The sequence below is a fragment of the Streptomyces caniscabiei genome (assembly GCF_014930365.1).
GTDB lineage: Bacteria > Actinomycetota > Actinomycetes > Streptomycetales > Streptomycetaceae > Streptomyces > Streptomyces caniscabiei.
Window position 1 is genome coordinate 94,441 of record NZ_JABXWI010000020.1, and the last position, 20,765, is coordinate 115,205.

Annotated in this window: 20 protein-coding genes; 10 read left to right on the top strand and 10 right to left on the bottom strand. The window is 73.6% G+C overall.

The window, feature by feature from the left end; genetic code table 11:
• Window positions 1-32 precede the first annotated feature (32 nt).
• A complete protein-coding gene (locus HW837_RS39715; protein ID WP_045561767.1) occupies window positions 33-689 on the bottom strand; it encodes an alpha-ketoglutarate-dependent dioxygenase AlkB family protein in 657 nt (218 codons plus the stop codon).
• 102 nt (window positions 690-791) lie between these two features.
• On the opposite strand from HW837_RS39715, the gene HW837_RS39720 reads away from it, so the two are divergent.
• Window positions 792-1,964, top strand: a complete 1,173-nt coding sequence (locus HW837_RS39720) for a methyltransferase (protein ID WP_193381647.1) — start codon at window positions 792-794, stop codon at window positions 1,962-1,964.
• Here the strand turns inward: HW837_RS39720 and HW837_RS39725 are convergent.
• The 3 genes from HW837_RS39725 to HW837_RS39735 all read right to left on the bottom strand — a co-directional run bounded on the left by HW837_RS39725 (window position 1,951) and on the right by HW837_RS39735 (window position 4,652).
• The gene (locus HW837_RS39725; RefSeq protein WP_093790591.1) at window positions 1,951-2,748 is read right to left on the bottom strand and encodes an AraC family transcriptional regulator; all 798 of its coding nucleotides are present in this window, start codon (window positions 2,746-2,748) and stop codon (window positions 1,951-1,953) included. The two genes, HW837_RS39720 and HW837_RS39725, sit on opposite strands and share 14 nt — an antisense overlap.
• 100 nt (window positions 2,749-2,848) lie before the next feature.
• Window positions 2,849-3,721 (bottom strand): class II fructose-bisphosphate aldolase, encoded by an 873-nt coding sequence (locus HW837_RS39730; protein ID WP_093790592.1) that lies wholly within the window; start codon window positions 3,719-3,721, stop codon window positions 2,849-2,851.
• Window positions 3,722-3,734: 13 nt separating this feature from the next.
• Window positions 3,735-4,652, bottom strand: a complete 918-nt coding sequence (locus HW837_RS39735; protein ID WP_093790635.1) for an SIS domain-containing protein — start codon at window positions 4,650-4,652, stop codon at window positions 3,735-3,737.
• A gap of 89 nt (window positions 4,653-4,741) precedes the next feature.
• Here HW837_RS39735 and HW837_RS39740 point away from each other — a divergent pair, with 89 nt between their 5' ends.
• On the top strand, window positions 4,742-5,521 hold the full coding sequence (locus tag HW837_RS39740) for a DeoR/GlpR family DNA-binding transcription regulator (protein WP_045561763.1): 780 nt from the start codon (window positions 4,742-4,744) through the stop codon (window positions 5,519-5,521).
• A gap of 56 nt (window positions 5,522-5,577) precedes the next feature.
• On the opposite strand, the gene HW837_RS39745 is transcribed toward HW837_RS39740, so the two are convergent.
• Window positions 5,578-6,582 carry an Lrp/AsnC family transcriptional regulator gene (locus HW837_RS39745; protein WP_045561762.1) on the bottom strand — a complete coding sequence of 335 codons (1,005 nt, stop codon included), beginning with the start codon at window positions 6,580-6,582 and terminating at the stop codon, window positions 5,578-5,580.
• A gap of 195 nt (window positions 6,583-6,777) precedes the next feature.
• On the opposite strand from HW837_RS39745, the gene HW837_RS39750 reads away from it, so the two are divergent.
• A complete protein-coding gene (locus tag HW837_RS39750; protein ID WP_193381670.1) occupies window positions 6,778-8,109 on the top strand; it encodes an Nramp family divalent metal transporter in 1,332 nt (443 codons plus the stop codon).
• The gene (locus tag HW837_RS39755) at window positions 8,106-9,605 is read left to right on the top strand and encodes an amidase (RefSeq protein WP_313895652.1); all 1,500 of its coding nucleotides are present in this window, start codon (window positions 8,106-8,108) and stop codon (window positions 9,603-9,605) included. The genes HW837_RS39750 and HW837_RS39755 overlap by 4 nt, the downstream gene beginning before the upstream one ends.
• Window positions 9,606-9,622: 17 nt before the next feature.
• Here HW837_RS39755 and HW837_RS39760 read toward each other — a convergent pair whose 3' ends face one another.
• Complete coding sequence (locus HW837_RS39760; RefSeq protein ID WP_045561845.1) at window positions 9,623-10,582, bottom strand: hypothetical protein; 960 nt, start codon at window positions 10,580-10,582, stop codon at window positions 9,623-9,625.
• 180 nt (window positions 10,583-10,762) lie between these two features.
• Between HW837_RS39760 and HW837_RS39765 the strand changes: the two genes are divergently transcribed.
• Complete coding sequence (locus HW837_RS39765) at window positions 10,763-13,066, top strand: heavy metal translocating P-type ATPase (RefSeq protein ID WP_193381646.1); 2,304 nt, start codon at window positions 10,763-10,765, stop codon at window positions 13,064-13,066.
• Between the two features lie 311 nt (window positions 13,067-13,377).
• Here the strand turns inward: HW837_RS39765 and HW837_RS49775 are convergent, their stop codons facing one another.
• Both HW837_RS49775 and HW837_RS39770 read right to left on the bottom strand, forming a co-directional pair.
• Complete coding sequence (locus tag HW837_RS49775; RefSeq protein ID WP_256255094.1) at window positions 13,378-13,509, bottom strand: hypothetical protein; 132 nt, start codon at window positions 13,507-13,509, stop codon at window positions 13,378-13,380.
• Between the two features lie 115 nt (window positions 13,510-13,624).
• Window positions 13,625-14,254, bottom strand: a complete 630-nt coding sequence (locus tag HW837_RS39770; protein WP_177261976.1) for a hypothetical protein — start codon at window positions 14,252-14,254, stop codon at window positions 13,625-13,627.
• A 613-nt stretch (window positions 14,255-14,867) separates the two neighbouring features.
• On the opposite strand from HW837_RS39770, the gene HW837_RS39775 reads away from it, so the two are divergent.
• From HW837_RS39775 to HW837_RS39795, 5 genes are all read left to right on the top strand, one after another.
• Window positions 14,868-16,148: an MFS transporter gene (locus HW837_RS39775; RefSeq protein ID WP_045561757.1), complete on the top strand. Its 1,281-nt coding sequence runs from the start codon at window positions 14,868-14,870 to the stop codon at window positions 16,146-16,148.
• A gap of 179 nt (window positions 16,149-16,327) precedes the next feature.
• Window positions 16,328-16,519, top strand: a complete 192-nt coding sequence (gene tgmA / locus HW837_RS39780) for a putative ATP-grasp-modified RiPP (protein WP_033525738.1) — start codon at window positions 16,328-16,330, stop codon at window positions 16,517-16,519.
• Window positions 16,520-16,535: 16 nt separating this feature from the next.
• Window positions 16,536-17,519 carry an ATP-grasp ribosomal peptide maturase gene (tgmB, locus tag HW837_RS39785; protein ID WP_045561756.1) on the top strand — a complete coding sequence of 328 codons (984 nt, stop codon included), beginning with the start codon at window positions 16,536-16,538 and terminating at the stop codon, window positions 17,517-17,519.
• A gap of 171 nt (window positions 17,520-17,690) precedes the next feature.
• Entirely contained in the window at window positions 17,691-18,455 is a 765-nt protein-coding gene (locus HW837_RS39790) for a maleylpyruvate isomerase family mycothiol-dependent enzyme (RefSeq protein WP_045561755.1), read from the top strand.
• A 63-nt stretch (window positions 18,456-18,518) separates the two neighbouring features.
• Complete coding sequence (locus HW837_RS39795) at window positions 18,519-18,842, top strand: DUF6332 family protein (protein WP_045561754.1); 324 nt, start codon at window positions 18,519-18,521, stop codon at window positions 18,840-18,842.
• Here the strand turns inward: HW837_RS39795 and HW837_RS39800 are convergent.
• A complete protein-coding gene (locus HW837_RS39800) occupies window positions 18,803-19,468 on the bottom strand; it encodes a response regulator transcription factor (protein WP_093790595.1) in 666 nt (221 codons plus the stop codon). The genes HW837_RS39795 and HW837_RS39800 overlap by 40 nt on opposite strands.
• Complete coding sequence (locus HW837_RS39805) at window positions 19,465-20,721, bottom strand: sensor histidine kinase (RefSeq protein ID WP_093790596.1); 1,257 nt, start codon at window positions 20,719-20,721, stop codon at window positions 19,465-19,467. The genes HW837_RS39800 and HW837_RS39805 overlap by 4 nt, the downstream gene beginning before the upstream one ends.
• Window positions 20,722-20,765 lie beyond the last annotated feature (44 nt).

A 20,765-nucleotide genomic window follows, 5' to 3' on the forward strand; every position in this document is an offset into this window, starting at 1 on the left:
TCCGCTCGGCGCCGGACCCCGTGCGAGGGGCCTCAGCAGTCGTCGAGGCCGCCGACCCGCAGGGTGATGTTCAGCCTCCCGGTCAGCCCCAGCCAGGGCGGCGCGGTCCCCGGGTGCACCCGGGGCACCCCGTGGTGGGCGGAGCGTGCCGGGCCGCCGAACACGAAGAGATCACCACTGCGCAGCTCCACGTCCGTGTACGGCCGCGTCCGGGTCCGGGTGTTGCCGAAGCGGAAGACACAGCTGTCACCGAGGCTCAGCGACACCACCGGCGCGTCCGACTTCTCGTCGGCGTCGCGGTGCATCCCCATGCGCGCGTCGCCGTCGTAGAAGTTGACGAGGGCGATGTCGTACGGGTCGGTCGCCGCCTGCGCGCCGAGGGTGTCCGCGACCGCCCGCCGGCCCAGCTCCCCCAGCCAGTGCGGGAACGGCTTCACGGGCGCGCCGTCGCCGTCGACGGCGGTAGGGGCGTAGCCGTACGGGTACCAGTGCCGGCCGAGGCAGACCTGCCGGGCGGTCATCGTGCCGCCGCCCGGGGTGCGGACCGTGCGGAGCCCGGCGGGCGGCCTCGCCCACGCACGACAGGCGTCCAGGAGGTGCCGCTGCTGCTCCGCGTCCAGCCAGTCCGGCACGTGGACCGCGCCGGGCGCGATCTCCGTCCGGTCCCGGGGGAACAGCTCGGCGTCCATGCCCCCATCGTCCCGCACGGCCGCTCGGCGGACTGGGACGGGGCTGTGCTCGGTTGCTCGGCGGACGGGGGCGGGGCCGTGCTCGGTTAGCCTGGGCGCACGATGAGCGACCGTATGACCGTGCCCGGGGGCGAGTACGCCCTGGCCCGCTTTCCCGAGGACCCCCGTGACCTGCTGCGCGCCTGGGACGCGTCCGACGCGTATCTGCTGCGCCACCTCGCGGAGAGCGGGACACCGCTGGACGGGACGCTCGTGGTCGTCGGGGACCGCTGGGGCGCGCTGACCACCGCGCTCGCCGCGCACCGGCCGACGCAGATCACCGACTCCTTCCTGAGCCGGGAGGCGACGCGGGCCAACCTGGAACGCAACGGCGTGGAGGAGGGCTCCGTACGGCTGCTCACCACCCGGGACACGCCCCCGGACCGTGTCGACGTGCTCCTGGTGCGGGTCCCCAAGAGCCTCGCGCTCCTGGAGGACCAGCTGCACCGGCTCGCGCCCGCCGCGCACGAGGGCACGGTGGTGATCGGCACCGGGATGGTCAAGGAGATCCACACCTCGACGCTGAGGCTCTTCGAGCGGATCCTCGGCCCGACCCGCACCTCGCTCGCCCGGCAGAAGGCCCGCCTGATCCACTGCGCCCCGGACGCGGGGACCCTCAAGGCCAGGGGGGACGACCCGTGGCCGTACACCTACCGGCTGCCGGACGACATCGGCGTGGCGGCCGGCCGGAGCGTCGTCAACCACGCGGGCGTGTTCTGTGCCGACCGGCTCGACATCGGGACCCGGTTCTTCCTGCGACAGCTGCCGAAGGTCCCGCGCGGCGGGCGGGTCGTCGATCTGGGGTGCGGCAACGGCGTGGTCGGCACGGCGGTCGCGCTGGCCGACCCGGACGCCGAGGTGGTGTTCGTCGACGAGTCGTACCAGGCGGTGGCATCGGCGGAGGCCACGTACCGGGCGAACCGCCCGGAGACCGACGGGACGGCAGCCGGTGCGGCCGAGTTCCGGGTCGGTGACGGGCTGGAGGGGTTCGCGCCGGGGAGTGTCGATCTCGTCCTGAACAATCCGCCGTTCCACTCCCACCAGGCGACGACCGACGCCACGGCGCGGCGGATGTTCACCGGCGCGCGGCGGGCGTTGCGGCCCGGTGGTGAGCTCTGGGTGGTCGGGAACCGTCATCTGGGCTATCACGTGACGCTGCGGCGGATCTTCGGCAACAGCGAACTCGTCGCGAGCGACGCCAAGTTCGTGGTGCTGAGGGCGGTCAGGCGGAGTTAGCGACACCCGCCGGGAGGCCGGCCCCGCGCAGGGCGCGCGGGGAGGCGCCCAGTTCCCGGCGGCAGGCCTTGTTGAAGGCCTGGAGGTCGGGGATGCCGACGGAGGCGGCCACGGCGGGGATGGAGAGGGTCGAGGCGCGGAGCAGATGGTGGGCGCGTTCGAGTCTGCGGCGCCGGATGTAGGCGACGACCGTGCCGCCGGTCTCGGTGTGGAACAGCCGGGTCAGATGGTTGTGGGAGACGCCGGCCACGCGCGCCACCTCCGGGATGGTGAGGGGTGCGGCCAGGTGGGCCTCGATGTGGGCGATGGCGGCGGTGACCGCCGGGTGCGGTCCGGGGGCGGCCGTGACCGGCGGGGTCAGCTGGGCCACCCGCCACAGGGCGGTCCACAGTTCGGCCCGGGTGCGGTCCGGCTCGCTGGGCGCGGCGGCCACCGCCTGGAGCAACAGGCCGGTGAGCGCGGGCAGTTCGGGGCCGGTGTCCTGGACCACCGGAACCGTGCGGGGTGGTCCGGACGGGGGGACGCGCAGATGGGCGAAGAGGTGTTCGGAGCGGCCCCGGTAGCGGTAGCGGACGGTGGTGCCTGGCGGGACGAGGCTGACCCGGCCGGGGCGGATGGTGTGGGTGGTGCCGCCGACGGTCAGTTCGGCCTCGTACTGGTAGAGGTGCAGCTGCCACAGCTCCGGCAGCCGGAACACGTCCGTGCGGCTCGCGACGCCGTGCACGCCGACGCCGATGAGGGCGACGTACGGCGGCTCACCGAGGTGGATCTCCGTCTCCCGCATGACCGGAAACGTATCAGTGACGGGCGTCACACTCCGCTCCCGGGGGCCGTGCTCGGCGAGACGGTCACATTCCCACGCGGGACGGGCGCGTACGGGCCTTCTACGTGGGCGGAAGGGGCTCCTCCGTGCGCAGGACGCCGATCAGCCGGGCCACCGTCCCCGCCATCGCCGTCCGGCCGGCCGCGAGGTAGGTGCGCGGGTCCACCGCGTCGGGGCGGGCGGCGAGGTGGTCCCGGACCGCGCCGGTCAGGGCGATGTTGAGTGCGGTGCCGATGTTGACCTTGGCGATGCCGCCCGCCACGGCCGCGCGCAGTTCGTCGTCCGGGACTCCGGAGGAGCCGTGCAGGACGAGGGGGACGTCCAGGGCGGCCGCCAGCCGCTTCAGCAGGACGTGGTCGAGGGCGGCGGTGCGCGTGGTCATCGCGTGGGAGCTGCCGATGGCGACCGCGAGCGCGTCCACGCCCGAGTCGGCCACGAAGGCCCGTGCCTCCTCGGGGTCAGTACGGGCGCCGGGCGCGTGCGCGTCGAGCACAGGCGCGCCGTCCTTGCCGCCGACCTGCCCCAACTCGGCCTCGATCCAAAGCCCTTGACTGTGCGCCCACTGCACGGCGGCGTGGGTCGCGGCGAGGTTGTCCAGGTAGGGCAGGCGCGAGGCGTCGTACATCACGGAGCTGAAGCCGGCGTCGGCCGCCCGGCGCAGCAGGTCGTCGTCGCGGATGTGGTCGAGGTGGAGCGCGACGGGCACGGCCGCCCGCTCGGCGGCGGCGGACGCGGCGCGGGCCAGCGGAAGCAGGTCCCCGTCGTGGTACCCGACGGCGTTCTCGCTGACCTGGAGGACCACCGGCGCGGCGGCGGACTCGGCGCCGGCGACGATCGCCTCGACGTGCTCCAGGGTGATGACGTTGAAGGCGGCCACGGCGGAGCGCGCGGCGGCGGCCTCGGTGATCAGCGCACCGGTCGTCGTGAGGGGCACGGCTCCTCCTGCTTCAGTGGTCGTCGTGGCTCGGGGCGGTCCGGCTGGCGTCGGCGTCGAGGATCACCGAGCGCGTCAGATGGCGGGGACGGTCGGGGTCGAGGCCGCGGGCGGCGGCCACGGCGACGGCGAGGCGCTGGGCGCGGACCAGTTCGGCGAGCGGGTGGAGCACGCCGGGCACCCAGGTCGCGCCGGTCCGCCCCACCTGCTCGGCCAGACCCTCCGGCGCCTCGCCGAGCATCCAGGTCGCCGTGGACCGGGTGCTGACGCTGATCGGGCCGTGCCGGTACTCCATCGCCGGATAGGCCTCGCTCCACGCCAGGGCGGCCTCGCGCATCTTCAGCGCGGCCTCCTGGGCGAGGCCCACGGTCCAGCCCCGGCCGAGGAAGGTGAACTGGGTGCTCCCGACGAGCCCTTCGGGCAGCGGCGCCTCCAACGCGGCGCGCGCGTCGGTGACGGCGGTCTCGGCGGACAGACCGAGGTGAGCGCTCAGGAGGGTGAGGGCGGTGGTGGCGAAGCGCGTCTGGACGACGGACTTCTCGTCGGCGAAGTCCAGCACCACGAGGTCGTCCGCGGCCGTCATGACGGGGGTGTCCGGGTCGGCGGTGATCGCCGTCGTCCGGGTGCGGCCGCGCAGCGCGCCCAGCAGGTCCAGCACCTCGGTGGTGGTGCCGGAGCGGGTGAGGGCGACGACCCGGTCGTAGGAGCGCCCGTGGGGGAACTCCGAGGCCGCGAAGGCGTCGGTCTCCCCCTGCCCGGCCCGCTCGCGCAGGCCGGCGGCGGCCCGCGCCATGAAGTACGACGTTCCGCAGCCGACGAGCGCCACCCGCTCCCCCGGCCTCGGCAGGACCCCGGCGTGTTCCGGCGCGGCGGCTGCGACGCGGGCCCAGCACTCGGGCTGGCTGTTCAGCTCGTCCTCGACATGGGTCATACGGAAACCCTCCCCGGGATACGCGAGGCTCATGCTTACTCCTGCAAGATAGAGTCGCCTTTCGCGCAACTTCAAGCACGAGGAGACGGATGTCCCGCGACGAACGCTGGCAGACCCTGCTCGAACTGCTCGTCGAACGGGGTCGGCTGGACGTCGAGGAGGCGGCCGTCGAGCTGGGGGTGTCCGCCGCGACGATCCGGCGTGACCTCGACCGCCTCGCGGAACAGCAGATGCTCGTCCGCACCCGGGGCGGGGCGGTCGTGCACGGTGTCTCGTACGAGCTGCCGCTGCGCTACAAGACGGCCCGCCGGGCCACGGAGAAGCAGCGCATCGCGACGGCGGTGGCGGAGCTCGTCGCGCCGGGCGAGGCGGTGGGGCTGACCGGCGGCACCACGACCACCGAGGTGGCCCGGGCGCTGGCCGTGCGGGAGGATCTGGCGTCCGGCGCGCCCGCGCTGACGGTCGTCACGAACGCGCTGAACATCGCGAGCGAGCTGGCGGTCCGGCCCCAGTTCAAGATCGTGGTGACGGGCGGGGTGGCCCGCGCCCAGTCGTACGAGCTGGTCGGTCCGCTCGCCGACGGGGTGCTGGACCGGATCACCCTGGACGTGGCCGTGCTCGGTGTCGTCGCGCTCGACGTCACCCATGGCGCCGCCGCGCACGACGAGGCGGAGGCCGCCGTCAACCGGCTGCTGTGCGAGCGGGCCGAGCGGGTCGTCGTCGCGGCCGACTCCAGCAAGCTGGGCCGGCGGGCCTTCGCCTGGATCTGCGCGACGGAGGCGGTGGACACGCTGGTCACGGACGCGGCCGCCGCACCCGGGACGCTGCGGCGGTTCGAGGAGTCCGGCGTGCGGGTCGTCGCCGTCTGAGGCCCGCCGGCCCGAGTCGGCGGGGTGCCGGCCGGTCCTGGAGCCAGGGCTGCCGGTCAGTCCTGGAGCCAGGGCGCCGGCATGCCGCCGCGCTTCAGGGTGGTGAGGACGAGGGAGACGTCGATCGACGCCACCTCGGGGAGCCACGGGGAGCGGGTGACGAAGTCGTGCAGGGCGTTCTCGTCGGGGAACGCGGTGAGGACGAGGAGTTGGCGTGCGCCGGTGACGAAGCTGGCGTAGCGGACATGGGCGGACTCGGCGAGGGCCGCCGTCACGGTGTCGACCCGGGCCGGTGGAGTGTGCACCCAGAGGACCGCCTCGACGGGCAGTCCGAGCACCGCGGGCTCGATCACGGCACGGATGCGGACCTTGCCCTCGCGCCGCAGCGCGCCGAGGCGTCGACGCGCCGTGGCCTCCGACACGCCCGAGACACGCGCGAGTTCGTCGTAGGTGCGGCGCCCGTCGTCTGCGAGGGCGTGCAGCAACAGGCGGTCGGCGCGGGAGAGTTCGGGGGGTGTCTCGCCGGCCGGCAGCGGATCGGTCACCGGGGCCGACCCGGCGTCGGCCTGGTCGGAGCCCTTCAGGGCGGCGATCTCGGCCTCGGTGAGGAGGCCCGCGTGCCACTCCCGGATCGTGCGGACGTGGCGCAGGACGGGCAGGGTGCGGGTCTCCTCCACACCCGGCAGACCGGCGAGTTCGTCGAGCACCAGTCCCGCCAGCCGTTCCCGGGGCCAGCGCAGTTCCGCGAGGCAGTCCGGGGTGCCGGTGAGGACGTGGGCGAACACGCAGTCGGGCCTGCGGGCCAGCGCGGTGGCGGTGATCCGGGCGCGGCCGGGGGAACAGCGGACGCCGACCACCACACTGCGGCCACGCATCGCCATCGCCCCGATCCGCACGAGGCCGGACTCCAGGAGGCGGGTGCCGCGGCGGACGACGGTGCGTTCGGGCTCGCCGAGGGCCGCCGCGATGCGGTGCCAGGCGGCCCGGCCGTCGATCTGCAGCGCGCTGATGATGCGCCGGTCCAGTGAATCCGTCACGGGGCCGGTCCGGGTTGCGTCCATCGGCCCCAGAGTATGGCGGATTCCGTCAACTCCGCAGGCCTTCTTGTTCCCTTCCGTCGTTGTGGCCCAGCCTGCCGTGAAGTGGAATCGCACGGTCCCGCACGGTCTCCCCGCCGTGCGCGACCGCGCCCCGTCCCCCTCGGCCCGCACGCGCAGCGCGCACCCATGACTCCCGTGACTCCCCGATCTACGGAGATGGTCGACGTGACCGTGACTCCCGGCGGTCCCCCGCGTTCCCCGGCGGCCCACGCCCCCACGCCGGTGCCGCTCCACCCGGCGCGGGCCCGCCGCGCCCGACCGGCCCTCCTGGGCCCCGGGCTGGTGCTGGCGGCCGCCAGTGTGGGTGCAGGGGACATGGTGACGTCGCTCGCGGGCGCGGCCGGGTACGGGATGGCGCTGATGTGGGCCCTCGTCATCGGTGTCGTCCTGAAGTACGCGCTCACCGAGGCGGTGGGGCGGCTGTACCTGGCCACCGGGCAGACCGTGATCGCCGGACTGAAGTCGGCCGCCCGCTGGCTCCCGGCGGCGTTCATGCTCTTCGTCCTGGTCATCGGGCTGCTGTACGGGGCGGCGCTCGGCTCGGTGGCGTCCCTGGCGCTGTCCACGCTCTTCCCCGTGCTGCCCGTCAGGCCCGTGGCCGTCGCCGTCGCGCTCGCGGCGGCGACGATCGTGCACGTCGGGCGGTACGCGGTGTTCGAGCGCGTGATGAGTGTCTTCATGCTCGCCAAGTTCCTCGGCATGGCCGTCCTGGCGGTGATCACCCTCGCCACCGCCGACGATCTGTCCGGCCTGCTCGGCACCCTGCGCCCGAGGCTGCCGGAGGGCGACGTGGTGACGGTGCTGGCGCTCGTCGGCGGCGTGGGCGGCACGGCAGGCATCGCCTCGTACGGCTACTGGGTGCGGGAGAAGGGCTGGTCGGACCGGAGCCGGCTGCGGCTGATGCGTACGGACTCGGCGGTGAGTTACGGCGTCACCCTGCTGTTCGTGCTGTGCACGACGGTGGTGGGCACGGGCCTGCTGTACGGCACGGGCGGCAGCATCACCGGCGGCGACGGGCTGGCCGCGCTCGCCGATCCGCTCGGCGCCGATCTGGGGTCGGTGGCCCGGGTGCTGTTCCTGAGCACCTTCTTCCTGGTGACGCTGAGCGCGCTGGTCGGTGGCTTCAACGGTCTGTGCTACCTGCTGGCCGACTCGCTGCGGACGCTGCGCGGCGTCCCGGACGCCGAGGCGGAGCCGCACATCGCGCAGAACGGCCGCCCCTTCCGGCTGTTCCTCCTGTACTGCGCCGCCACCTCGGTCGCCGTCGTCTTCCTGGGCCGGCCGGTGCCCCTGGTGCTCACCTACGCCGCCGTCGGCTCACTGATCCTGCCGTTGCTCTCCGGCGCGCTGCTGGTGCTGCTCAACCGCCGGGGCGTGGAGCCGGCGCTGCGCAACCGGACCATCTCGAACACGCTGCTGGGCGGTTCCTTCGTGCTCTTCGGAGTGCTCGCGGCCGTCCAGCTCAAGGAGTCCCTGGGAGGGGCGTGAACCACCTCGTGCGTCAACTCGTCGACCAGCCCGCCAAGTACCCCGTGAACCCGACGGGCGACGCGGACCCGCCGGACGACCTGTGCTTCTGGACCGCGTACGAACTCGCCGTCGCCCTGGCCCGGCGTGAGATCTCGGCGCGGGAGGTGGTGACGGCCCATCTGGAGCGGATCGATCGCGTCGATCCGGCGGTGAACGCGATCGTAACGCTGGTCGCCGACCGGGCGCTGGAGCAGGCGGCCGCGGCGGACGACCGGATGGCGGCCGGGGAGCCCGTCGGTCCGTTGCACGGGCTGCCGGTCGCTCACAAGGACCTGCACGACACGGCCGGCATCCGGACGACGGCCGGTTCACCGGTCTTCGCCGAGCGGGTGCCCGACCGTGACCATCTGGTCGTCGAGCGGCTGCGGAAGGCGGGCGCGATCACGCTGGGGAAGACCAACGTCCCCGAGCTGGGGCTGGGTTCACACACCGTCAACCCCGTCTTCGGCGCCACCCGCAACCCCTACGACCTCTCCCGCAGCGCGGGTGGCAGCAGTGGTGGGGCGGCGGCGGCCCTGGCGTGCGGGATGCAGCCCATCGCCGACGGCAGCGACACCGGCGGCTCGCTGCGCAACCCCGCCTCCTTCAACAACGTGGTCGGGCTGCGCCCGTCGCCGGGCCGGGTGCCGTCCTGGCCCGACAAGGCGCCCTGGGGGCAGCTGTCGGTGAAGGGGCCGATGGCCCGGACCGTGGCGGACGTCGCGCTGACCCTGTCGGTGCTGGCGGGCCCCGATCCCCGCGATCCGCGCTCCCTGCAGACACCCGGCTCCACCTTCGCCTGGCAGCTCGACGGCGATCTGCGGGGGTTGCGGGTCGCCTTCTCGCCCGACCTGGGCGGGGCCGTGCCCGTCGACCCGGAGGTGCGGGAGGCGCTGCGGCAGGCGCCGGAGGTGTTCGCCGCGCTGGGCTGCGAGGTCGAGGAGGCCTGCCCGGACCTCGCCGGCGCGGACGAGGTGTTCCTCGCCCAGCGCGCCTGGCAGGTGGAACTGTCCTACGGGGCACTGCTGGACGAGCACCGCGACCTCCTGGCCCCGGACGTCGTCTGGAACATCGAGGAGGGCCGCAGGCTCGGCGGCCCCGACCTCGGGCGTGCCCAGGTGCTGCACGGCGCGCTCTTCCACCGGGTCCGCGAGTTCTTCGAGCGGTACGACCTGTTGCTGCTGCCGGTCAGTCAGGTCGCGCCCTTCCACATCGACCTGGCCTACCCGACGGTCGTGGACGGCACGCCGATGGAGACCTACCTCGACTGGATGCGCTCGGCGTATCTGATCTCCGTCACGGGCTGTCCCGCCCTGTCCGTCCCGGCCGGGTTCACTCCGGGGGGACTGCCCGTCGGGCTCCAGCTCGTCGGCCCGCACCGGCGGGACTGGTCGGTGCTGAAGGCCGGGTACGCCTTCGAGCGGGCGACGCGGGTCGGGGAGCGGCGGCCGCCGGTCGTGACGGGCGCCGGCTGAGGGCCCGACTGCCGCCGTCAGTGCGTGTGTCCGGCCGGGGGCTCCTGAGCCGGGCCCGGCTCCGCCGCCTCCCCGGCGTGGACCGTGAACGTCGCCGTGTGGACCTCGCCGTCGTGCTTGAAGTCGAGGAAGAGACGGTAGGTGCCGGCGCTGGGGGCGGTGGCCGTGAAGGAGATGTCCGGGCCGGGCTCGGTCGTGCCGTCGCCGGGCTCGCCGTTCGGATGGACGTGCAGGTAGGCGAGGTCGCCGGAGCGCAGGGCGACCAGGTGGCCGTACGCGCCCAGGTAGGGCTGGAGGTCGGTGACGGGCCTGCCGTCGCGGGAGACCTTCAGTTTCAGTTCGCTCGCGGCGCCCGGGCGCAGGCCGCCGTCCAGTTCGACGTCGTAGCCGTTGACCTCGGCGGTGGTGTCCTGCGCCGGGAGCTTGTGCGGCTTGTACGTCCCCGAGGCCGCGAGGTCGGCGCCGAGGGTGAGGTTCTCGGCGTCGTCCCCGGCGGGGGTGAAGTCGGCGAAGACGCGGTAGTCGCCTGCCTCGGGCAGGTCGACGGGGGTGCTCCAGGTGCCGTCGGCGGCACGGGTGGGGTGCAGATGACGGTAGGTGAGCAGGTCGCGTGAGGCGAGGATGAGGTGGAGTTCCTTGTCGTGCTCGCGCTGGTACGCCGTGACGGCGCGCCCCGCCGCGTCCCGGATGACGAAGCGCAGGTCGGCGCGGTCCCCGGCGGTGACGCTCGGGGTGCGCAGGTCGAGGGTGTAGCCGCCCTCGGAGATCTGCAGTCCGCCGGCCGGGGCGGACGCGTGTGCGCCGGAGTCCTTGCCGGGGTCCGGTGACTCCTCGGTGTGGTCGTCGTGGCGCGCGGGCTCGCTGCCGGCGGTGTCCGACGAGACGACGGGTTCGACGCCCTTGCCCACGCCGTAGGCGGCGCCGAACGTCGCGGCCAGCGCGGCGGCGAACGCGGTGATCCTCAGTCCGGTGTTCATGGCCGTCTCCTTCGCGGTCCGGGTCTTCACACAGCTCACCATACCCCTAGGGGGTATCGAGTCAAGCACTGCGAGCAACTTGCCATAGATACCCCTGAGGGGTATACAGGCAGCAGTGGCAAGGATACCCCCACCCTGTATCCGTGAAGATCGCCGCGAACGATCGACGAGGGAGCAGCCATGACCGTCACCAGGACCGGGACCGCAGCCGCCGCGGAGGTGGAGCTCGCCATCGGCGGTATGACCTGCGCCTCCTGTGCCGCCCGCGTCGAGAAGAAGCTGAACCGCATGGAGGGCGTCACCGCGACGGTCAACTACGCCACCGAGAAGGCCAAGGTCAGTTACACCGACGAGGTCTCGGTGCGGGACCTGATCACCACCGTGGAGGCGACCGGCTACACGGCACGCGAGCCCGCTCCGCCCACCCCGCCCACCCAGGCCGAGGCCGACGGCCCCGACGGTTCCGACGGTTCCGACGGTTCCGACGAGGCGGCGGACGAAGAGCTGCGGCCGCTCCGGCAGCGCCTGACCACCGCCGTGGTCCTGGCCGTCCCCGTCGTCGCGATGGCCATGATCCCCGCGCTGCAGTTCGAGTACTGGCAGTGGCTGTCCCTGACGTTGGCGGCGCCGGTGGTGACGTACGCGGGGTGGCCCTTCCACCGCGCCGCCTGGACGAACGCCCGGCACGGCGCCGCCACCATGGACACCCTCATCTCCATCGGCACCCTGGCCGCGTTCGGCTGGTCGCTGTGGGCGCTGTTCCTCGGCACGGCGGGCACACCGGGCATGACGCACCCCTTCGAGCTGACCATCGTCCGGGGAGACGGCGCCGGCTCGATCTATCTGGAGGCGGCGGCCGGGGTGACCGCCTTCATCCTCGCCGGGCGCTACTTCGAGGCACGCTCCAAGCGGAAGGCGGGCGCCGCCCTGCGGGCGCTGCTGGAGCTGGGCGCGAAGGACGTCACCGTGCTTCCCGAGGAGGGCGGCGAACGCACGGTTCCCGTCGCCGAGTTGCGGGTCGGCGACCGCTTCCTGGTGCGCCCCGGAGAGAAGATCGCCACCGACGGGGCCGTCGTCGAGGGCTCGTCCGCCGTGGACGCGTCCATGCTGACCGGCGAGTCCGTGCCCGTGGAGGTCACGGTCGGCGACGCGGTCACCGGCGCCACCGTGAACGCGGGCGGGCGTCTCGTCGTCGAGGCCACCAGGATCGGCGCCGACACCCAACTGGCCCGGATGGCACGGCTGGTGGAGGACGCGCAGAACGGCAAGGCGTCCGCCCAGCGGCTCGCCGACCGGATCTCCGCCGTGTTCGTGCCGATCGTGATCGCCCTCGCCCTGGGCACCCTCGGCTTCTGGCTCGGCAACGGCGCCGGGCTCACGGCCGCGTTCACCGCGGCGGTCGCCGTACTGATCATCGCCTGCCCCTGCGCCCTGGGGCTCGCCACGCCGACCGCGCTGCTGGTCGGCACCGGGCGAGGCGCCCAGCTGGGCATCCTGATCAAGGGCCCGGAGGTGCTGGAGTCCACGCGCGCGGTCGACACCGTCGTCCTCGACAAGACCGGCACCGTCACCACCGGCCGGATGACCCTGCTGGCCGTGCGTCCCGCCGACGGCACCGACGAGACCGAAGTGCTGCGCCTGGCGGGCGCGTTGGAGCACGCCTCCGAGCACCCGGTCGCCCGCGCCGTCGCCGAGGGCGCCCTGGCCCGGCTCGGCTCGCTGCCCGCACCGGAGGACTTCGCGAACGTGCCCGGCCTCGGCGTGCAGGGTGTCGTGGACGGTCACGCGGTACTCGTCGGCCGCGAACGGCTCCTCGCCGACCGGGCCATGGAACTGCCGGTGGACCTGCGGCGGGCGCGGGACCGGGCCGAGGCGGCCGGCCGCACGGCCGTCGTGGTCGCCTGGGACGGCGAGGCCCGCGCCGTCCTCGAAGTCGCCGACGCGGTGAAGGAGACCAGCGCCGAGGCGATCGTGCGGCTGCGCGCGCTCGGTCTCACCCCGATCCTGCTGACCGGCGACAACCGGGCCGTGGCCGAGTCCGTCGCCCGCGAGGTCGGGATCGCGGCCGAGGACGTGATCGCGGAGGTGCTGCCGCAGGACAAGGTCGCCGTCGTCGAGCGGCTGCAGGCCGAGGGGCGTTCGGTGGCGATGGTCGGTGACGGTGTCAACGACGCGGCGGCCCTCGCCCAGGCCGACCTGGGACTGGCCATGGGCACGGGCACGGACGCCGCGATCGAGGCCGGCGACCTGACCCTCGTACGAGGAGATCTGCGCGCGGCGGCCGACGCCGTCCGCCTCGCCCGCCGGACCCTCGGCACGATCCGGTCCAACCTGTTCTGGGCCTTCGCCTACAACGTGGCCGCGCTGCCGCTCGCGGCGGCCGGCCTGCTCAACCCGATGATCGCGGGGGCGGCCATGGCCTTCTCCTCGGTCTTCGTCGTCGGCAACTCCCTGCGGCTGCGGACGTTCCGGGCGGCCGACTGAATCAACCGGCCCGGGTCGCGCGGCCGTTCCCCACCCGGCCCCGGCCTCGGTGAATTGGTGACCTTCGCCAATTCGCCGAGGCCGGGGCCAGCGGGGCGGCGGAGCGATTCGCCCCACCGCCCGCGGTCGTTCGACGAAAACACCGGCGAATTTCCGGTTCCGGTTCATCGGGGCCGGATATCCCGGAACTGTGCCGTAAATCACAGAGGCCGCCTCGGGTGATCGCTTTTGAATACCGGCGCCCTTGGCGAATTCCCGACTCCGGTCGTCGGAAAGCCGTCAGGAACGTTGATCGAATTCGACGCGGACGATCACTGAGCGTGATGGCCGTCGGGCCGGGCGAGCAGCAGGTTCGGGTCCCGCAGGGTGAAGAAGGCGCCGCTCGGGACGTAGACCGTCCGGTGGCGTACGGCCGCGGAGGTGGGGTTGGAGCTGCTCGGCATGGAGTGGGTGCGAGGTCGAGTTAGCTCGATCGTGTGAGGGTCGGCTTTCGGGCTTGCGGTGCGTTGGGCTGTTTGGATTAGCGTGGCTGTGCGACCTGGGACACCGGGTACGGCGTCAGCGTGCGGGGCCCCTGTTCCACCAGAGGATGGAACAGGGCCTCCCCGTCGCCTCTGGCCGTATCCACCTGGCCAGGTCGCGTAGGGAACCGGCCTCCCGGGCCAGGACCACGCACAGGATGCGTGTCGCCACCCGGGGTCGAGTACGCCGGGGACCAGCTCGCCCAAGACCGTTCGGGGCGCGCGGCTGAACGGACTCACTCCCACTCAGCCCACAGGAACGGTTGGAGAGTCCGTCGTCCTGGAGGACGACGGCGTGGGTGCCGTCCGGGCGGACAAGGGCGACCTGGTTGCTGAAGATCAGGGCGGCGAGAACGGTGTCGCCGTGCCCGGCGAAGGCGAAGTCGTCGACTCCGGCGAGTCCCGTCGCCCTGGTCTGATCCTGCCCGCCGAGCCGTCCCGGCGGGCAGGGACGCGCAGGGGCGTCTGCCGGTCTGAGTTGGAGCTGCGGGTTCGGCTCGGCGGGCAGGGTGGCGAGGACGCGGGTGTGTCCCTGCTTGGTGATGTGGACGACCTGGCGGGCGGCCGAGAAGGTCAGGTCGGCGGAGCCGTCGGGTTCGAGGGCGATGTTCTCCGGTGTCATCCCGCGGGTGATGTCGAAGTGGGCGACCACACGCGGACGGGACACGGTCGGCTCACCGTCCGGCGGGGTGCCGCGGCGAGCAGGGCGACGGCGGCGGTGACCACCGCGACGACGGGCAACGGGCGAAGACGGGGCATCGGTATCTCCTCGGGCAGGGGCCTGGACGCCGCGGGTGCGGCGCCACCGGCATGGCGGCACCATCGGCCATGACGGCACCACCGGCCATGGCGACGCCACGAACATGACGGCACCACCGGTCATGGCGGTGCCACAGGACCATGACGGCGCGTCCGCCGGCGTCGGCGGGAGTCATGGCCGGGCAGTCGCCCGCACGGCGCAGGGCATGCGCCCGGTCGAGTCCCCACGCCTCCCGCGAGCAGCACAGGGCACGGCTCACCGCCGGGCCTCTCGTACGGCAGGACGGGGCCACATCGGCGCCCCTCAAACGGCAGGGCGCCCCCCCAGATCCGGGGCTTCTGACGCGGGAGCCGACGCCCCGCGCCCCGCGCCGCGAGTCCCGCCGTCGGCCCCGCGTGACGGCTGCCCTCCCCTCACCACCTGCGACTCCCGCCCCGGGCGGCGGGACCTTGCCCCCGCCTCGGCCCCCACTTAGCCTGGGTTTGTGCCGCGAATAAACAAAACCCGATCGCACACCGTCGTGCCGGGCCACCCCACCGACCCCTCGCACCTGCGAACCCTCCGTATCGCCATCACCGCCTTCTTCGCCCTCGACGGCTTCGTCTTCGCCGGCTGGGTGGTCAGGATCCCCGCGATCAAGGAGCAGACCGGGGCCTCGCCCGGCGCCCTGGGGCTCGCCCTGCTGGGTGTGTCCGCCGGAGCGGTGGTCACGATGATGCTCACCGGCCGCCTCTGCCGCCGCTTCGGCAGCCACCCGGTGACGGTCGCCTGCGCCGTGCTGCTGTCCCTCAGCGTGGCCCTGCCGCCACTCACCCACTCCGCGCTCGCCCTGGGCGCGGTGCTCCTGGTGTTCGGCGCGGCCTTCGGCGGGATCAACGTCGCCTTCAACAGCGCGGCGGTGGACCTGGTCGCCGCGCTGGGGCGGCCCATCATGCCCGGATTCCACGCCGCGTTCAGCCTCGGCGGCATGGTCGGGGCCGGGCTCGGCAGCCTCGTCGCGGGCTCGCTCTCCCCGACCCGCCACCTGCTCGGCATCACCCTGATCGGCCTCCTGGTGACCGCCCTCGCCGCGCCCGCCCTGCTGCGCCACGAGCCCCCGCCACCCCTCGACCGCACCCCCGGGGAGCCCACCCGGGAGACCGGCGGCCCGCGATCCCCCGCCGCCACCGACCCCGACCCCGACGCCGATTCCGCGCCCGCCTCCGGCTCCGGCTCCGGCCCCGCACCCGCACCCGCACCCGGCCGCCTGGACAGCCGTACACGCGCGCTGGTGATCGTCCTCGGCCTCATCGCCGGGTGCACGGCGTACGGCGAGGGGGCGCTGGCCGACTGGGGCGCCCTGCATCTGGAGGCGGACCTGGACGCCTCACCCGGCATCGCGGCGATCGGTTACTCGTGTTTCGCGCTCGCCATGACGGTCGGCCGGCTGACCGGAACGACCCTGCTCGAACGCCTGGGCAGGACCACGGTGCTCGTGGCCGGCGGGGCCACCGCGACGGCCGGCATGGTGCTCGGCTCCCTCGCCCCGTCGGTCTGGGCGACCCTGCTCGGCTTCGCGATCACCGGTCTCGGTCTCGCCAACATCTTCCCGGTGGCCATCGAACGGGCCGGCGCCCTGGCCGGTCCGGGCGGTGTCGCGACCGCCTCCACGCTCGGCTATCTCGGCATGCTCCTCGGCCCGCCCGCGATCGGTTTCATGGCCGAGTGGTTCTCCCTGCCCACCGCGCTCACCAGCGTCGCGGTACTCGCCGCGTTCGCCTCCGTCATCGCCTTCGTCACCCGTCACTCAGCCGCGAAATGACCACTCAGGGTTGCCTCTTGACCTCTCGCGGTGCAGGAAGTCAGCCCTCCGAGAACATGAGGCAACCAATCAGTCGTTCGATTCGTATAACTCCCTGGAGACACTGCGACCCGGCCGAACAGAGTGCGGCCGGAGCGTCACCATCCGCTTTTCCGGATGGTCCCGAACAAGGAGAAACGATGCGACTGTTCGTGCTCAACTACGCTCGCTCCGCTGAGCAGTTGGAGTTCAGCGCTCCGTACACCTACGACTCCGGGCTGCAGTTGAACGTGCTCGCCGATGGTCGGATAGCCGCTCACGACCAGGGCCTTATGCGGGAATTGGGGGCGACGACGTCCACCGCGGGTTCGAAGACCCATTTCGACGACTGAACGCGGACCGGCGACGATGACGGTGCTGATCCTCACCAGTGAACAGGATGTGACAGCGGACCTGGTGGTGGCACAACTGAACAGGACCGGTGTCCCGGTGGTCCGCCTGGACCCCGCCGACCTGCCCGGCGGGGTGGCTCTCTCCGGGGAGTACGTCCATGGTGCCTTCCGCGGCCATCTGTCCGCCGGCGGGCGCCTGGTGAGCATGAGCGGACTGCGCTCCGTCTGGCTGCGGCGGCCGGGGGTCCCGGCCAGCCGCGTGGGCGAGCCGTCCGCCTGGCTGACCGAGGAGTCCTCGCAGGCGCTGTACGGCATGCTGCGCGGCACGGGGGCCCGCTGGATGAACGACCCGGACGCGGCCCGGCGGGCCCGCCACAAGCCGTGGCAGCTCCGGCACGCCCAACGCTGCGGGCTCCCCGTACCGGCCACGCTCATCACCACGTTCCCGCAGGCCGCACGGGAGTTCGCCGAGCGCTTCCCGGATCTGGTGGTGAAGCCGGTCTCCGGCACCCATCCGCAGGAGCCGGCCCGCACGGTCCCCACGAGCCGTGTCGCGCCCGGCACCGACTTCACCGCCGTGGCCTTCGGGCCGACGCTGTTGCAGCGCCGGATCGCCAAGGCCGCGGACATCCGGCTCACCGCCGTCGGTGACCGCATGCTGGCCGCCCGCAAGGCGGTCGCCCCGGACGCGCACCCCGACGAGGTCGACGTCCGCTTCGCCCCCTCCACCGCGCCCTGGCAGCCGGTGGAGGTCCCGGCGCGCACCGCCGCTGCGGTGCGCGCCTATCTGCGGGACGCCGAACTCGCCTACGGTGCCTTCGACTTCGCGGAGGACGCGGACGGGACCTGGTGGTTCCTGGAGTGCAACCAGTCCGGTCAGTTCGGGTTCGTGGAGATGGACACCGGCCAGCCGATCGCGCACAGCGTCGCCGAGTGGCTGGCCGCGGGCGAACCGGGGGCGAGCACACGCCACCCCGACCGGATCCGCGCGGCCCCCTGACGCCACCGGTGGCTTCGCCGCGCCCCGAGCGCCCGCCCGACCTGGGCGGGCGCTCCGGGTCGGGCTGGCGCTCCGGGTCGGGCGGGCGTATCCGCGTACGGCGCTCGGGTCGGCCGGACGCGTCCGGCCGTGTGGGCGCCCCGGCCACGCCCTGTCCGGCAGACTCCTTCCATGGAGACCGCTGAGCACATCAGAGCCCTGGACGAGGAAGGCCGGCTGCTCGCCACGGCCGCCAGGAAGGCCGGTACGGACGCGGAGGTGCCGACCTGTCCGTCGTGGCGGGTGCGGGACCTGGTACGCCACACGGGAGCGGTGCACCGCTGGGCCACGGCCTTCGTCGCCGAGGGGCACCCCGTGCCCCGCCCCCTCCCTGACGGACCGGGGGAACTGGACGGGGACGCCCTGCTGACCTGGTTCGAGGACGGCCACCGGCGCCTCCTCGACACCCTGCGCGCCGCCCCCGCCGACCTCGACTGCTGGACCTTCCTGCCCGCCCCCTCCCCCCGCGCCTTCTGGGCCCGCCGCCAGGCCCACGAGACAGCCGTGCACCGAGCCGACGCGGAGTCCGCACTCGGCGCCGCGTCCGGCTTCCCGGTACCGGACTTCAGCACGAGCCTCGCCGTGGACTTCGCCGTCGACGGCATCGACGAACTGCTGCTCGGTTTCCACGCCCGCCCCAGGAGCCGGGTGCGCACCGGGACGCCGCGTGTCCTGCGGGTGCGCGCGACGGACACGGACGCCGTCTGGACCGTACGGCTGTCGTCAGAACCGCCGGCGGCGGAACGCACGGACCCGGCGCAGGCCCCGGACGCCGAATGCGAGATCACGGGCCCGGCGTCCCGGCTGTACCTGGCCCTGTGGAACCGCATCCCCTTCCCCGCGGTCACCGGCGACCCCGAACTCGCCGAGCTGTGGCGGGAGTCCTCGGGCATCTGAGACGGGGCCGACGGGCGCGCCGGCCTTCTTGTCCGACAGGTCCCACGCCCTCACACTCGGTCCATGGGGAGACGGACGCAGGCCGAACGGGACGCGATGACCACGGAGATCGGGTTCGCGCTCTTCGCGGGGGCGGTGATGGCGGGCGCGGCCTATTTCGGCGTGACCGAGTTCCTGCCGGACGTAGTCGGCCCCCTGCGCGGCCGGTCGGATCTGCTCCGCCACCTCGCGGCCTCCACCACCCTGGTGGTGTTCGTCGCGGTCGTCTCGATCGTGCTGACCCGCTTCAGGCATGCCCTGCGAGCGGGTCGGCAGGCCCCCGCGCCGCCCGGCGGGCCGGGCGCGGCTCAGCCCAGCCAGCCCGGCCGCACCAACCCGGACTCGTAGGCGAGGACGACGAGTTGGGCGCGGTCGCGGGCGCCCAGCTTCACCATCGTGCGGCTGACGTGCGTCTTGGCCGTGAGCGGACTGACGACGAGCCGGCGGGCGATCTCCTCGTTGGTCAGACCGATACCGACCAGAGCCATCACCTCCCGTTCCCGCTCGGTCAGTCCGTCGAGCGAGGAGAGGGCCGAGGGCTCCTTGGACCGGGCGGCGAACTCGGCGATCAGCCGCCGGGTCACACCGGGCGACAGCAGCGCGTCGCCCTCGACCACCGCCCGTACCGCGCGCACGAGTTCCTCGGGTTCGGTGTCCTTGACCAGAAAGCCTGACGCGCCGGCACGGATGGCCTCGAAGACGTACTCGTCGAGTTCGAAGGTGGTCAGCATGACGACCTTCACCCCGGCCAGGCCGGGGTCGTCGGTGATGCGCCGTGTCGCGGCGAGCCCGTCGAGCAGGGGCATGCGGATGTCCATCAGGACGACGTCGGGGCGGAGTTCACGCACGCCGCGCAGTGCCTCCTCGCCGTCGGCGGCCTCCCCGGCCACCTCGATGTCGGGCTGCGCGTCGAGCAGCGCCCTGAACCCGGCCCTCACCAGCGCCTGGTCGTCGGCCAGCAGTACGCGGATCACCGGTCCTCCTCGACCTCACGGGAGGCCCGCACCGGCAGTACGGCGAGCACCCGGAAGCCCCCGTCGGCGCGCGGGCCCGCCTCGATCGTGCCACCGAGCGCGGCGGCCCGCTCCCGCATCCCGACGAGTCCGTTGCCACCGCCGCCCGCCTCGGCGGAGGTCGCGGGCCCGTCGTCGTCGATCCGCAGCCGCAGCGCGCGACGGTCACGGTCGAGGTCGAGGCCCACCCGCGCGTGGCGCGATCCCGAGTGCCGTACGACGTTGGTGAGGGCCTCCTGGACGATGCGGAAGGCGGCGAGATCGGTGCCCGGCGGCAGGTCGGGCGGCTCGCCCTCGACCGCGACGGTCAGGCCCGCGCCGGCCGCCTGCTCGACGAGTTCGGGGAGCCGGTCGAGGCCCGGGGCGGGGGCGCGCGGGGCGTCGCCGGGTGTCCGGAGCGTGTCGAGCACCTGGCGGACCTCGCCCAGGGCCTCCTTGCTCGCCGCCTTGATGGTGCTGAGGGCGGTGCGGGCCTGCTCCGGGTCGGAGTCGAGGAGCGCCAGCCCCACGCCCGCCTGGACGTTGATCACCGAGATGCTGTGGGCGAGGACGTCGTGCAGTTCACGGGCGATCCGCAGCCGTTCCTCGTCGGCCCGCCGCCGGGCGGCCCGGGCGCGTTCGGCCCGCTCCCGGACCCACTGCTCGCGCCGGGTCCGGGCCAGCTCGGAGAGCGCGACGATCGCCACGCCCCAGGCCACGACGACGATCTCCTGTCCCCAGCTCGCGGCGTCGTCCCCGTCCGGCGGCAGCCACCGGTACAGCCAGTGCGCCACCAGGACGTGCCCGGCCCACAGCGCGCCCATCGCCGTCCAGGCGGCCCGGCGGTGCCCGGCGACGATCGCGCTGAAGCAGCCGACGGCCACGGTGAGGAACACCGGCCCGTACGGATACCCGGCGCCCAGGTACACCATGGCGGTCGCGGCCGTCCCGAACGCCACGAGCACCGGGTGCCGCCACCGCCACAACAGCATCACGCTGCCCAGCAGCAGCAGGACGCGCGCGAAGGGGTCGAGCGCGGCGCGTTCGCCCTGCTGGAGCTCGGCGGCCGCGGCGGATCCGACCATGACGACGACGGTGAGCGCGAGGGTGGAGCTCCATGGCAGGCGGGGGCGCGTCTCGTCGCCGTCCGCCCGGTTCCACCACGGGGGCCCGCCCCCGTGCCACCGTCGCCGTGCCGGCCCGAGGCCGACCGTGTCCACACCCTGCTCCGCCATACCGGCCACGCTAGACGCCGCCCACCGGGCACGACGTCGGCCGA